This is a genomic window from Pseudomonas sp. TH32 (genome assembly GCF_016650855.1).
Lineage (GTDB): Bacteria > Pseudomonadota > Gammaproteobacteria > Pseudomonadales > Pseudomonadaceae > Aquipseudomonas.
The window spans coordinates 3,503,332-3,517,113 of record NZ_JAEKFA010000002.1 but is presented as its reverse complement, the minus strand read 5'-3'; the positions used below and the strand labels follow the sequence as shown (position 1 = coordinate 3,517,113).

At 60.6% G+C, this 13,782-nt stretch carries 11 protein-coding genes and 2 pseudogenes; 8 read left to right on the top strand and 5 right to left on the bottom strand.

Going from position 1 to position 13,782, the window contains the following annotated elements; genetic code table 11:
- A pseudogene (locus JFV30_RS19560) lies at nucleotides 1-407 on the bottom strand (ExbD/TolR family protein).
- A gap of 189 nt (nucleotides 408-596) precedes the next feature.
- On the opposite strand from JFV30_RS19560, the gene JFV30_RS19555 reads away from it, so the two are divergent.
- A complete protein-coding gene (locus tag JFV30_RS19555) occupies nucleotides 597-1,172 on the top strand; it encodes a GNAT family N-acetyltransferase (protein ID WP_201124972.1) in 576 nt (191 codons plus the stop codon).
- Nucleotides 1,169-2,743: an alkaline phosphatase D family protein gene (locus tag JFV30_RS19550; RefSeq protein WP_201124971.1), complete on the top strand. Its 1,575-nt coding sequence runs from the start codon at nucleotides 1,169-1,171 to the stop codon at nucleotides 2,741-2,743. The genes JFV30_RS19555 and JFV30_RS19550 overlap by 4 nt, the downstream gene beginning before the upstream one ends.
- Here the strand turns inward: JFV30_RS19550 and JFV30_RS19545 are convergent.
- Nucleotides 2,744-3,368, bottom strand: a pseudogene (locus JFV30_RS19545) (alanyl-tRNA editing protein). It lies immediately after the preceding gene.
- Nucleotides 3,369-3,459: 91 nt separating this feature from the next.
- On the opposite strand from JFV30_RS19545, the gene JFV30_RS19540 reads away from it, so the two are divergent.
- Nucleotides 3,460-4,392, top strand: coding sequence for a LysR family transcriptional regulator (locus JFV30_RS19540; RefSeq protein WP_010166367.1), 933 nt, complete (start codon nucleotides 3,460-3,462; stop codon nucleotides 4,390-4,392).
- A 193-nt stretch (nucleotides 4,393-4,585) separates the two neighbouring features.
- Here JFV30_RS19540 and JFV30_RS19535 read toward each other — a convergent pair whose 3' ends face one another.
- Nucleotides 4,586-4,993, bottom strand: coding sequence for a PA2817 family protein (locus JFV30_RS19535; protein WP_003217220.1), 408 nt, complete (start codon nucleotides 4,991-4,993; stop codon nucleotides 4,586-4,588).
- Between the two features lie 231 nt (nucleotides 4,994-5,224).
- Nucleotides 5,225-7,672, bottom strand: a complete 2,448-nt coding sequence (locus JFV30_RS19530) for an acyl-CoA dehydrogenase (RefSeq protein WP_201124970.1) — start codon at nucleotides 7,670-7,672, stop codon at nucleotides 5,225-5,227.
- A gap of 191 nt (nucleotides 7,673-7,863) precedes the next feature.
- Here JFV30_RS19530 and JFV30_RS19525 point away from each other — a divergent pair, with 191 nt between their 5' ends.
- From JFV30_RS19525 to JFV30_RS19510, 4 genes are all read left to right on the top strand, one after another.
- The gene (locus JFV30_RS19525) at nucleotides 7,864-8,523 is read left to right on the top strand and encodes a transglutaminase-like domain-containing protein (RefSeq protein ID WP_201124969.1); all 660 of its coding nucleotides are present in this window, start codon (nucleotides 7,864-7,866) and stop codon (nucleotides 8,521-8,523) included.
- Nucleotides 8,524-8,580: 57 nt separating this feature from the next.
- The gene (locus tag JFV30_RS19520) at nucleotides 8,581-9,204 is read left to right on the top strand and encodes a glutathione S-transferase family protein (protein ID WP_201124968.1); all 624 of its coding nucleotides are present in this window, start codon (nucleotides 8,581-8,583) and stop codon (nucleotides 9,202-9,204) included.
- Between the two features lie 135 nt (nucleotides 9,205-9,339).
- Nucleotides 9,340-10,272 (top strand): ABC transporter ATP-binding protein, encoded by a 933-nt coding sequence (locus tag JFV30_RS19515; protein ID WP_010166381.1) that lies wholly within the window; start codon nucleotides 9,340-9,342, stop codon nucleotides 10,270-10,272.
- Nucleotides 10,269-11,048, top strand: a complete 780-nt coding sequence (locus tag JFV30_RS19510; protein ID WP_003217229.1) for an ABC transporter permease — start codon at nucleotides 10,269-10,271, stop codon at nucleotides 11,046-11,048. The genes JFV30_RS19515 and JFV30_RS19510 overlap by 4 nt, the downstream gene beginning before the upstream one ends.
- A gap of 894 nt (nucleotides 11,049-11,942) precedes the next feature.
- Here the strand turns inward: JFV30_RS19510 and JFV30_RS19505 are convergent.
- Nucleotides 11,943-12,488 (bottom strand): TetR/AcrR family transcriptional regulator, encoded by a 546-nt coding sequence (locus tag JFV30_RS19505; RefSeq protein ID WP_201124967.1) that lies wholly within the window; start codon nucleotides 12,486-12,488, stop codon nucleotides 11,943-11,945.
- A 91-nt stretch (nucleotides 12,489-12,579) separates the two neighbouring features.
- Between JFV30_RS19505 and JFV30_RS19500 the strand changes: the two genes are divergently transcribed.
- On the top strand, nucleotides 12,580-13,773 hold the full coding sequence (locus tag JFV30_RS19500) for an MFS transporter (RefSeq protein ID WP_010166388.1): 1,194 nt from the start codon (nucleotides 12,580-12,582) through the stop codon (nucleotides 13,771-13,773).
- Nucleotides 13,774-13,782 lie beyond the last annotated feature (9 nt).

Below are 13,782 nucleotides of genomic sequence, written 5' to 3'. Positions count from 1 at the left end.
TCAGGACTTTTTCGTGGCGATGGAGACGGAGGTAAAGCCACCCAGGCGCAGGGTGTCCATGACTTCAACCAGGCGGGCCACTTCCACGCCTTTGTCGCTGTTGACGATGATGGTCGACTTGGTATCAGGCTTCTCTGCCGACTTGAGCGCAGGCACCAACGCGTCGACGGTGATCTCCTTGCCGTCGAGCTGCAGCTGACCTTCCAGGCCCAGGGTCAAGATGAATTTATTTTGTGGCTTGAGCTGCTGCGAACTGCTGGCGCTCGGCAGTTGTGTCTTCATGCCCAGGGCAGGAATCACGTTCAAACTCACCAGTACAAAAACACCAAAAGAAACATCATCACGTCGATCATCGGGATCAGTTCGATGTGTGCCTTGCGCTTTTTGGGTTCATCCCAAGTTCTCATGCCGCTACCCCGTTGTTGATTAGGGGCGACACGCTAGCAACGAAAAATGACCGAATGGTTAACATTAATTTAAGCTTTTAAGGCTCTATTACGGCACTCCCAAGCGGACATGCGGATTATTTATGTACGTAATGAAACTGACACGGAGCGCGTACATTCTGGGAGAATTTATTTCCAGAGCCCTCTGTCATGAGCGTTGCGCTGCCTTTTTTATCCACCCCGCGACTGGTGTTGAAAGCGTTACACAAGGACCAGGCCGAGGTGCTTTGCACCCTGGCCAACGGGCCGCTGATTGCCGAAAACACCGCGACCATCCCGTCGCCCTATACCCTTGAAGTGGCCCACGCTTTTATCGGTGAACTTGAAGAAAAGTATCGTTCGGGGACGGCGCTGGGCCTCGGCATTCACTTGCGGGAAACCGAGGGGTTGGTGGGGATGGTCAGCATTCGCCTGTCTGCCAATCATCACAGTGGGCTGCTGGGTGGATGGGTGGCGGCGGATTGCCGTGACCGTGGCTACGCTGCCGAAGCTGCCTGTGGGCTGATGCACTTTGGCTTCAGCGAATTGGCGCTGCACCGTATCGGAGGGCAGTGTTTTACCCGTAATAGAGCGTCGGCCCGGGTGATGGAGAAAATCGGCTTGCGTTACGAGGGCTGCCAGCCAGGCGCCTTTCTCAAGAATGGGGTTTACGAAGACCTGTCGCTGTTCGGCGTAGTGCGCAAGGATTGGCAGAACCCGCTCGACTCCCGCGAGTACCCGCTATGAGTCATCTGCCAGATCCAGGTCGCCGTCGGGTCCTAGGCGGCCTGGCGGTTGCCACGGCGTTTTCGATCCTCAGCCCGTTCGCCCGCAGTGCGGGTATCGACTATCCCTTCACCTTGGGTGTGGCTTCCGGCGATCCATTGCCGGACGGTTTCGTAATCTGGACGCGCCTCGCGCCCTTGTTCAATGCCGCAGACGGCCGTGGTGGATTGGGCCGCGCGGTGCCGGTGCGCTGGAAGGTGGCCAGTGATGCGGCGATGACGCGGATCGTGCGCCGGGGTGAGGTCATGGCCAGCGAGCGTTTCGCCCACTCGGTGCATGTGGAAGTCGCCGGGTTGGAAGCAGGCCGGCCTTACTGGTACCAGTTTGAAGGCCTCGGCGCGCAAAGCCCGGTAGGCCAGTCGCGCACGGCGCCAGCGGTGCATGCCATGGCGTCGGCCCGGTTGGGTTTTGTCTCCTGTTCCCATTGGGAGCGCGGCTACTTCAGCGCCTATCGGCATTTGGCCGCCGAGCAGCCGGACCTGGTGTTTTTCCTCGGTGACTACATCTACGACAGTTCCTACGCGGCTGATTCCGGCAAGGTCATTCGCTCCCACGGCAGCGGCAATGCGCTGAACCTTGCGGATTACCGCAACCGCTACGCCCTCTACAAGACCGATCCGGATTTGCAGGCGCTGCATGCCGCGGCGCCCAGCGTGGCGACCTGGGACGACCATGAAGTGCAAAACGACTACGCCAGCCAGTGGTCCCAGGACCCGAAGGTCTCCGTGGCGGCGTTTCTCAAACAGCGGGCGGCGGCCTACCAGGCGTTCTATGAACATATGCCGCTGCGGACGAGCAGCCTGCCGCGAGGGCCGGACATGCGTGTATATCGGCGCCTGGACTACGGGCGGTTGGCACGTTTCCACGTGCTGGACGGCCGGCAGTATCGCTCCGAGCAGCCGTGTATTTCGGCGAACGGGAGTCGCAAGGGACATATCGCGGATGACAGCTGCATTGACCTGCGCAATCCCCGGCGCACGATGCTTGGCTGGGAGCAAGAGGCGTGGCTGGACCAAGGGTTTGCGCAGTCCCGGGCACAGTGGAACGTGATCGCCCAGGACCTGCTGGTGGCGCCGCTGATTCAGCGTGACCCCCAGAGCCAGGCAATGGGCCATTGGACGGATGGCTGGGATGGCTATATCGCAACCCGCGAGCGGGTGCTGGCGTCTATCGAGCGCCGGCGCGTGAGTAACCCGGTGTTCTGGGGCGGCGATATTCACTCATTCTGGACCACCGACCTGCACGCCGATGCCAATAACCCCGACTCACGGGTTATCGCCACCGAGTTCGTCGGCACGTCGGTGACCTCCGACGGGCCGCCGTTTGAGGCCTTCAACTCAATTTTGCCGCTGAACCCTCATGTTAAGTTCTTCGACAGCCGCCAGCGCGGCTACGTGTCGGTGGCACTCGAGGAGACGAATATGCTGACGAACTTCCGGGTGATTTCCGATCCCCGGGATCCACATGCCAGTGTCTCGACCCTCACGTCATTTGTGGTGGAGCCGGGCAGGGCGGGGGCGATTGCGGTTTAGTCAGTCCAGGCTGTAGCGCACCGACAGCGCCCCTTTTTCTCGGACAGGGCCAGGATCTTCACCTGGCCCACGTCCCCCAACGCCTGCACATGCGTCCCGCCGCAGGCATAGGCCGGCAGCTCGCCAAAACCCACTTCCCGGGTGCCTTCATCCAGTGTCATATGGCGTGGCAGGTTGGCCGCGATCCACTGATCAACTTTCTGTTGAATCGCCTCGGCGTCCATCGCTTGAGCCGAGGTACCGCGAATAAACGTGATCTTGCCTTCGCCCGGCCAGTGATGGGCCTTGATCGGCATCCAGCCCAGGGTTTCGCCGGCATTGCCGATCAGATGCCCGGCCGAATGCAGGCGCGTGTGCAGGGTGCGGCGCTCTTCATCGACGCGTGCCGGTATGGGGCCGATTGCCACGGGGCGGTCGACGTAGTGCACGACACGATCGCCTTCCTGCACCACTTTCAATACCTGGCTTTCCCCAGCCAGCCGGTGTCGGATGGCTGGCCGCCACCTTGGGGATGGAAGATCGTGGACTGCAGGATCACCGCAAACTGGTCATCAAAGGGTGTGCATCCCAGCACTTCAAGTTCGGTATTCAGGTGGTCATGGGTAAAGAACAGGCGCTGGGTCATCATTTACATCCGCATCAGGGTTTCTATCGGGCAGTATAAGAAGTGCGCCAATGGGTGATAATCCGTTCAAATCTCAATGGACTTGTGCGTCATGAGCATCAATCTTCCCTTGCCGCTGCTGGGCGAAATGGCGATTTTCGTCAAGGTGGTGGAAACCGGCAGCTTCTCCGAAGCCGCGCGGCAGCTGGGGGCATCGCCGTCCTCCGTGAGCCGCAGCATCTCGCGCCTGGAAAAGGCCCTGGCGACGCGCCTGCTGCAACGCACCACGCGCAAATTGCGCCTCAGCGAAGGTGGGGAGGAAGTGTTCAAGCGCTGCCAGGAAATGGTCAGTGCTGCGCGCTCCGTGATGGAAATCAGCGGGCAATACACCCACGAGGCCGAAGGGTTGGTGCGGGTCAGCGTGCCCAAGGCGGTGGGGCGTTTTGTGGTGCACCCGCATATGCCGGAGTTTCTGCGGCGTTATCCCAAGGTCGATGTGCAATTGATCCTTGAGGACCGGCATGTGGACCTGATTGATGACAATGTCGACCTGAGCATCCGCATCACCGACAGCCCGCCGCCGGGCTTGGTGGGGCGCCAACTGCTGCCTATCGACCACTTGGTCTGCGCCACGCCGCAGTACCTGGCCGAGCACGGTACGCCAGAGCATCCCCATGATTTGCTGGAGCACAGTTGTATCTACCTGGGGGAGACGCCCGGAGATGCGCGCTGGAAATTTCGTCAGGGCAGCAAGGCGGTGACGGTGGGCGTGCGCGGGCGCTATGCAGCCAATCACACCGGGGTGCGGCTGGATGCCGTATTGCAGCATGTGGGAATGGGTAGCTTGCCGTATTTCACGGCGCGGCATGCGCTGGAAGCGGGGGACGTGGTGCAGGTTTTGCCGGGGTGGGATTTTATTGCGTCGTACCACGGGGATGCGTGGTTGCTGCATTCACCGACGCGGTATTTGCCGCCGAAGTTGCGGGTGTTTATTGATTATCTGGTGGAGTGCATGGCTAAAGAGCCGACGCTGCATAAGCGGTAGGTGCCGAGGCGGCTTTTTGTGATGAGGCGGTTTTTGTGGTGAGCGGGCTTGCCCCGCGCTGGGCTGCGAAGCGGCCCTAAAGCCTGCCGCCTCGATCTGTCTGAAAGAATGATGTGATCTTGATGGGGGCTGCTTCGCAGCCCAGCGCGGGGCAAGCCCGCTCACCACAGTAAGCCCCTCAGCACATTACAGATCAGTGCTTTGGCTGGTCGTTGGACATGGCCAACAACTGCTTTTCCTGGTTCCAGTCGAACGGTTCGTCGTTCTGTTCAGCTTCGAAGCGACGCTCTTCCAGGGCCTGGTACAGGTCCAGTTCGTCGTCGGGCATGAAGTGCAGGCAGTCGCCACCGAAGAACCACAGCAGGTCGCGCGGCACCAGGTGAGCAATTTGCGGGTAGCGCAGGATGACCTGGCTCATCATGTCCTGGCCCAGGTACTGGCTTTCGATCGGGTCGATCGGCAGCAGGGCGCGCAGTTCATCGAAGCGCTCCAGGAACAGAAGGTGGCTTTCCTCGGGAACCTGTTCGGCTTCGCCGACGGCAACCAGGATGCTGCGCAGGTGGTCGAGCAAGACGAGATGATCGGCAACGACATTGGACACGAGATAAGTCCTCAAGAGCAAAACGGGCGCGAGAGTATATAGCTCGGTGCCTTGCCTCACAAATACGATTCCTTTTGACGAGTGGCTGTTGTTGTCAGGCAAGGCGCCGCGACGAGTCATAGCGTGCTATGGCGAGGAGCGGCAACGCAGCATGACGACAACAGACGCCGTCAAAAGGGATCAGTATTTGTGAGGCAGGGCACTCTGCCCGTTTTTATATGACCGCTGGGATTAGCGGACTTTTCCCTCTGCCTGGCTCAGCTCTTCCTTGCTGAAATCATCCACGTCGATCACCTTGCGTCGCGCCGCTTCAGCGTCACGCAGGGTCTGCGCCTCGGCCGGTTGCAGCACGCCGGCATGCAGCGCGGCGTCGATGGCGTGTTCGCCAGCAGTCGGTTTGACCTGGCCGCTCTTGAGGCCTTCGTGGAGTTTTTTCTGCAACGGATGGCTGTCGGCCAACAGGTCGTAGGCGTGTTGCAGGGCGCCCACCGGATCTTCTGCGGACTGTGGGCGATAGCAGCCCGCCAGCACCGCTTCCAGTGTCGGGTCACCCTTGGCGCGACCGAGCACTGCGGCCACCTCGGCATCCAGTGCATCGGACGGGCCTTTATGACGGCGGCCGAACGGGAACACGATCACCCGCAACAGACAACCCAGCACCTTGCTCGGGAAGTTGGTCAGCAGTTCATCCAGTGCACGCTCGGAGTGGCCAAGGCTCTCTTCCATGGCCCAGGCGAACAGTGGTTCCAGGTGGTCTGGCGAATCCAGGTCGTGATAACGCTTGAGCGCAGCCGACGCCAGGTACATGTGGCTCAGCACATCACCAAGGCGTGCCGACAGGCGTTCGCGACGTTTCAACTCGCCGCCCAGCAGCATCATGCTCAGGTCCGCCAGCATCGCAAACGCAGCGGCCTGGCGGTTGAGTGCGCGGAAGTAGCCCTGGCTCAAGCGGTTGCCCGGGGCCTTCTCGAAGTGACCGAAACCGAGGTTCAGCACCAGGGTGCTGGCAGCGTTGCTCACGGCAAAGCCGATGTGTTGCAGCAGCAGGCCGTCGAATTCCTTCAGTGCCTGGTCATGGTCCTCACGACCGGCCAGGGCCATTTCCTTGAGCACGAACGGGTGGCAGCGAATCGCGCCCTGGCCGAAGATCATCAGGTTGCGCGAGAGGATATTCGCGCCCTCCACGGTGATGAAGATCGGCGCGCCTTGCCAGCTGCGGCCCAGGTAATTGTTGGGGCCCATGATGATGCCCTTGCCGCCGTGCACATCCATCGCATGGCTGATGCACTCGCGACCGCGTTCGGTCAGGTGGTACTTGAGGATCGCCGACAACACCGAGGGTTTTTCCCCCATGTCGACCGCGTTGGCGGTGAGCATCCGCGCGCTGTCCATCAGCCACGCGTTACCGCCGATGCGGGCGAGGGCTTCCTGGATACCTTCGAAGGCCGAAAGCGGTACGTTGAACTGCTCGCGCACCTGGGCGTATTGGCCCGTCACCAGGCTGGTGAACTTGGCCGCGCCGGTGCCGACGGCAGGCAGGGAAATCGAACGGCCTACCGACAGGCAGTTCATCAACATCATCCAGCCCTTGCCGAGCATCTCCTGGCCACCGATCAGGAAGTCCAGGGGAATGAACACGTCCTTGCCGGAGTTGGGGCCGTTCATGAACGCGGCGCCCAATGGCAGGTGGCGGCGGCCGATTTCAACGCCCGGGGTGTCGGTGGGGATCAGCGCGAGGCTGATGCCGAGGTCTTCTTCGTCGCCCAGCAGGTGGTCCGGGTCATGGGCCTTGAACGCCAGGCCGAGCAAGGTCGCTACCGGGCCGAGGGTGATGTAGCGTTTTTCCCAGTTCAGGCGCAGGCCAAGGGTTTCCTTGCCTTCCCATTCGCCTTTGCAGATCACCCCGGTGTCGGGCATGGAACCCGCATCGGAGCCCGCCAGCGGGCCAGTCAGGGCAAAGCACGGGATATCGTCGCCACGGGCCAGGCGGGGCAAGTAATGGTTGCGTTGTTCATCGGTGCCGTAATGCAGCAGCAATTCGGCGGGGCCCAGGGAGTTGGGCACCATGACGGTGGAGGCGAGGTCGCCGCTGCGGGTCGCCAGTTTCATTGCGACCTGGGAGTGGGCGTAGGCGGAGAAACCCTTGCCGCCGAACTCCTTGGGGATGATCAGGGCGAAAAAGCCATGCTGCTTGATGTGTTCCCAGGCGGCGGGCGGCAGGTCCATGGCCTGGCCGATTTCCCAGTCGGTGACCATGGCGCACAGTTCTTCCGTGGGGCCATCGATGAAGGCTTGTTCTTCTTCGGTCAATTGCGCTTTGGGATAGGCCAGCAGCTTGTCCCAGTCGGGGCGGCCGCTGAACAGCTCGCCGTCCCACCACACGGTGCCGGCGTCGATGGCGTCGCGCTCGGTCTCGGACATCGGCGGCAGGACTTTCTGGAACCAGTTGAACAGCGGCGCGGTGAAGTACTTGCGGCGCAGGTCGGGCAGCAGCAGCGGGGCGGCCACCAGGGCGATCAGCACCCAGAAGATCAGCAGCAACCAGCCTGGTGCGTGGCTGAAGGCGCCCATCGCCAGCAGGTAGACGGCCACCACGCCAATGGCGGGCAGGGGCGCAGTGCGCCGGTGTGCCAGGTAGGCAACGCCGACCACCAGAACCAGTATCCACAACAACAGCATATTCAATCCTCCGTGAAACCAGGTGCGAAATCACCTCTGAGCTTAGTCGGCATCCGAAAAAGCAGGGTGACGAGGGTGTTACGTGGTGTGCCGGGGAAGATCACCACCAGGCGCCGACATTTGGCCGAATCGTCGTTATCCCTGGGTCAGGCCTGTGGTTAGACTCCAGGCTTGCCTCGGAGATTAACCTCATGAATGCGTACTTGAATCCCGGCCGCTTCATCGATAGTGACCACCCTGCGGTGGTGGAGTTCGCCGAAAAACATCGCGGTTCGAGTACCGCGCCCCGTGACCAGGCAGTCAGTCTTTACTACGCCGTGCGCGAGGCGGTGCGCTACAACCCCTACACCTTCAGCCGCGACCCGCAAACCCTCAGCGGCAGTTTTGCATTGGCCGCCGGCGAGAGTTATTGCGTGCCCAAGGCGACGCTGTTGGCGGCGTGTGCAAGGCACTGCGGGATCCCGGCGCGCATCGGTCTGGCCGACGTGCGCAACCACCTGTCCACGCCGCGTTTGATCGAGCTGCTCAGAAGTGACGTATTTGCCATGCATGGCTATACCGAGCTGTATCTGGACGGCCGTTGGGTGAAGGCTACGCCCGCATTCAACCAGCAACTGTGCGAACTGTTCGATGTGCCGCCGCTGGATTTCGACGGCATCCACGACAGCGTTTTCCACGCCTTCAACCGCAAGGGCCAGCGCTCCATGGAATATGTGGTGGACCATGGACAATTTGCCGAGGTACCCGAGGAATTCTTCTTCGCCCACATTCAGAAATGTTACCCGCACCTGTTTGGCGAGCAGATGCCGATCCTGTTGGGGGACATGCAGAGTGATTTAAGCCGGGCGTGATCCGGCGTATGCTGCCCCGGCATTCATCCAACCATCTTTTTCAAAATCGGGGCGGTCATGCTGAAAATCTGGGGTCGTAAAAATTCGTCAAATGTCAGGAAGGCACTGTGGTGCGCCGAGGAACTCGGCCTGGACTATGAGGCAATTGATGCGGGCGGGGCTTTTGGTGTGGTCGACACGCCGCAATACCGCGCACTGAACCCCAACGGCCGGGTGCCGATGATTGAAGATGGCGACTTTGTGCTGTGGGAATCCAACACCATCGTGCGTTATCTGGCCGCCAAACATGCGCCGGATTCGAATTGGTACCCCAGCGACCTGCAAGCCCGGGCCAATGCCGAAAAGTGGATGGACTGGACCACCTCGACCCTGGCCGAACCGTTCAAGACCGTGTTCTGGGGCGTGCTGCGAACCCCGGCTGAAAAGCAGAACTGGGACACCATCAATGCCGGTCGCCAGGCCTGCATCGATGTCTTGCAGACGGTGGATCAGGCCTTGGCCGTGCAACCTTACCTGTCCGGCAGCGAGATCGGCATGGGCGATATCCCCTTGGGCAGCTTCATTTATGCCTGGTTCGAAATGCCCATCGAACGCCCGTCGATGCCTAACCTTGAGGCCTGGTACCAGCGCCTGCGTGCGCGCCCGGCGTATCAGAAATCGGTCATGACCGCGTTGACCTGATACCCACTATTAATACGGGTGACTGTACTTGTGCGGCGCGGACAAGCACCATGCTTGTCACGCGCAGCCGTTGTATTCCGTGCGGTCTGCCCTCATGTAACAATTCTATTCCTCTTCTTTGGTGCGTAATCCGATATGAGTTCCGCTCTGTCCATCCGGCAGCTAACCAAAACCTACGGCAACGGTTTCCAGGCCCTGAGTGGTATCGATCTGGACGTCGCCGAAGGTGATTTCTTCGCCTTGCTCGGCCCCAACGGCGCCGGCAAATCCACCACCATCGGCATTCTCTCGACGCTGGTCAACAAGACCACCGGTACGGTGAATATCTTTGGCAACGACCTGGACAAATCCCCGGCGGCGCTCAAGCGCAGCATCGGCGTGGTGCCCCAGGAGTTCAACTTCAACCAGTTTGAAAAGACCTTCGACATCGTCGTGACCCAGGCCGGTTACTACGGCATCCCGCCGAAGATCGCCAAGGAACGCGCCGAGCAATACCTCACCCAGCTGGGTCTGTGGGACAAGCGCGACGTGCCTTCACGTTCCCTGTCCGGCGGCATGAAGCGCCGCCTGATGATCGCCCGTGCCCTGGTTCACGAACCGCGCCTGCTGATCCTCGACGAACCCACGGCGGGTGTGGACATCGAGCTGCGTCGCTCGATGTGGACGTTCCTCACCGAGCTGAACCAGAAAGGCATCACCATCATCCTCACCACGCACTACCTGGAAGAGGCTGAGCAGCTGTGCCGCAACATCGGCATCATCGACCACGGCACCATCGTCGAAAACACCAGCATGCGTAACTTGCTGAGCCAGTTGCACGTCGAGACCTTCCTGCTCGACCTGAAGAACAACATGTCCGTGCCACCGCAGTTGATCGGTTACCCGAACCGCCTGGTGGACAGCCACACCCTGGAAGTACAGGTAGACAAAGCCGTGGGCATCACCGCGTTGTTCGGCCAACTGGCCACCCAGAACATCGAAGTGCTGAGCCTGCGTAACAAAACCAATCGCCTTGAGGAGTTGTTCGTGTCCCTGGTGGAGAAAAATCTGGCGAAGGTGGCGGTATGAGTTCGGAACTGCAACCCAACCTCGTCGCGCTGCAGACTATCGTCTACCGCGAAGTGAAGCGCTTTACCCGGATCTGGCCGCAAACCCTGCTGCCGCCGGCGATCACCATGGTTTTGTACTTTGTCATTTTCGGCAACCTGATTGGTCGGCAGATTGGTGATATGGGTGGTTTCACCTATATGGAATACATCGTGCCGGGGTTGATCATGATGTCGGTGATCACCAACTCCTACGGCAACGTGGTGTCGAGTTTTTTTGGCAGCAAGTTCCAGCGTTCCATCGAGGAATTGATGGTGTCGCCGGTGTCGCCCCATACGATTCTGATCGGCTACACCCTGGGTGGTGTGCTGCGCGGGTTGATGGTCGGGGTGATCGTGACGCTGCTGTCGTTGTTCTTTACCCACCTGCAGGTGCATCACCTCGGGATCACCTTGCTGGTGGTGGTGCTGACGGCGACGATCTTTTCGTTGCTGGGGTTCATCAACGCGGTGTTTGCGCGTAACTTTGATGATATTTCGATTATTCCGACGTTTGTGCTCACGCCGCTGACGTATCTGGGTGGGGTGTTTTATTCGATCACCTTGCTGCCGCCGTTCTGGCAGACGGTGTCGTTGGCCAACCCTGTGTTGCACATGGTTAACGCGTTTCGCTATGGCATCTTGGGCGTGTCGGATATCAAGATCAGTGTGGCGATCACGTTTATGCTGGTGGCGACTGTGGTGCTGTATGTGGGCTGCGCGCGGTTGCTGGTGAGTGGGCGTGGGATGCGCACCTAAGCGTTGAGATGTAATGAAAAACGGCCTTCAGATGAGGCCGTTTTTTTTTGCGTTTGGTTGGGGGTATATCCGTTATTTAGGTAACGGCGGCTTATGGTTTCGCTCTTACAGCGACTCACTTTGGAAAAGCCCCAAAGTAAGCAAAGGGCTCTGCCCCGCCTGTCGGCACCTCGCCTAGGCTCGGTGTTCCCTCACTCCGGCATTGCTCCGCGGGCCGCCGCGACGGGGCGTCCCTGCCCCGTCGCGGCTAAACCGGCGTCCTGCCGGTTTACCCGCTCCTCAATCCCTGCGTTCGGCCTCGGGCTTATTGGGGCAGTCAGAGCCAGATCAAGATCAAAAGCAAGAGCACAGCGGCCTACAGGCCGGCTTGAGTGGTAGAAGCCAGAGCAAAAGCCAAAGCAGAGCTGCTTTTCTGTAGGAGCCGGCTTGCCGGCGAAAAACCTGAGAACGCCGCGTTCATTCAGGACGCCAACGTCATCGTTAACGACCATCGCCGGCAAGCCAGCTCCTACAGTTGGACCGCGCCCGCTTTAGATTTTGATTTTGCTTTTGCTCCACACCACTCAAGCCGGCCTGTAGGCCGCTGTGCTGTTGATCTGCTTTTGATCTTGATCTTAGGCGCCCCGTTAAACCACGCTGGCCGAACGCAGGTAGTACGGAGCGGGTAAACCGGCAGGACGCCGGTTTAGCCGCGACGGGGCAGGGACGCCCCGTCGCGGCGGCCCGCGTAGTAATGCCGGAGTGAGGGCACACCGAGCCTGAGCGAGGTGCCGAGTGGTGGGGCAAGAGCGTTTTGCTTACTTTTGCGCTGTTCAAAAGTGAGCCGCCGTAAGGGCGGAACCCATATCAGCAACAGCCCAAATAACGGATATACACCCAAACCCACAAACCACCCTACGGCAGCAAAGCCAACTCAATCAACTCATGCAGCTCTTCCACCTGCAGCGGCACGGTAGAAAACAGACTGCGAAACACGGTAGGCGCGACGATCAGGTTAATCAGCCGATCCACACTGGGTGCAGTTTCAGCGTCGCCCGGATAGCGATCCAGAATCATCTCCAGCTGCCCGGTGAGAATCCCCACGCAATACCCCGGCGCCTGGCTGCATTGCACATCGCGCATCATCTCCCGGCCAAGATCCGAACTCATTTCATCGCGATATTGCTCACCCCAGGCCCGCAGGTCTCCGCGCAGGCTGCCAGTGTTAGCCGGCTCACTGTCCGGACGCAGACGAGCCATGGCGACATCAGCCAGCAGCGCAGCAAGGTCACCCCAGCGGCGGTAGATGGTCGAGGGTGTGACACCCGCACGGGCGGCTATCTGCGGCACGGTCACGCTGGAACGCTCCTGCTCGTCGAGCAGTTCGCGCACCGCCGAATGAACGGATTCTTGTACCCGGGCACTACGGCCCCCCGGGCGGAGGCCTTCTTTTATCGCCATGCGTAAAACCTTAACACAAAGAATTTGCTTTAAGCGCCATCCAGTAGCACACTTCGCAAAAGCAAAATATTAGCTTTAGCGGAGCGTGCCCATGTCCAGCGTTACTTCCCATCGTTCCAGCCTTGTGTTCCTGGCGATCACCTTGCTGACGTTCCTCGCCGCCTCCAGCGCGCCGACGCCGTTGTACCACCTCTATCAGGAAGGCCTGCATTTTTCGGCAGCCATGCTGACCCTGGTGTTCGGTATCTACGCCTTGAGCCTGCTGGCGGCCCTGTTGACCGTGGGTTCACTGTCGGACCACCTGGGGCGCAAGCCGGTGATCTTTGCTGCGCTGCTCCTCGATATGCTGGCAATGCTGCTGTTTATCAATGCCGACAGCGTCGGCTGGTTGATTGCGGCTCGCACGGTACAAGGCTTTGCCACCGGCATGGCCACTGCCGTATTGGGCGCCGCATTGCTTGACACTGACCGCCAGCAAGGCCCGCTGATCAACAGCGTAGCGCCTTTGCTGGGCATGGCCTGCGGCGCCATGGGCTGCAGCCTGCTGGTGGAGTTCGCGCCGATGCCGACCACCTTGATTTACTGGACCTTGCTCGGCTTGATGCTGGCGCAGGCGATCTACGTGTGGCGCCTGCCGGAAACGGTCAGCCGGATTCCCGGCGCGCTGGCCTCGCTGTGGCCGACCTTGCATGTACCGCCCCAGGCGCGGCGCGCGTTGTGGATCTCGCTGCCGGTGGATGTGGCAGTGTGGGCCATGGGCGGTTTCTACCTGTCCCTGGCGCCCTCGCTGGTGCGGGCGGCGACCGGGTCTACCTCGAACCTGATCGGTGGCGGGCTTGTCGCGGTGTTGACCCTGAGCGGCGCGGTGATGATTTTCAGCCTGCGCAACCGCCCGGCGGACAAGGTCCTGCGCTTGGGCGCCGTGCTGCTGGCGGTGGGTGTCGCGCTGATCCTTACAGCCGTCCACAGCGCCAGCCTGCCGTTGTTTTTCGTCGCCACGCTGATTGCTGGCGGCGGCTTTGGCTCGGGTTTCCTCGGCGCACTGCGCAGCGTCTTGCCGTTGGCCTTGCCCCATGAACGGGCCGGTTTGATGTCGGCGTTCTATGTGCTGAGTTACCTGGCGTTCTGCGTGCCGTCGCTGTTGGCGGGCAACCTCACCCGCAGCTTCGGCTTGATCGCCACCACGGACGGTTATGGCGTGGTGTTGATCGTACTGGCGCTCGGCGCTTTGGTTGCGCTGCTGTTGCAGGATTTGGCGAGGAGCAGGGCGACGGCGGGCAATTGATTCGGTAAT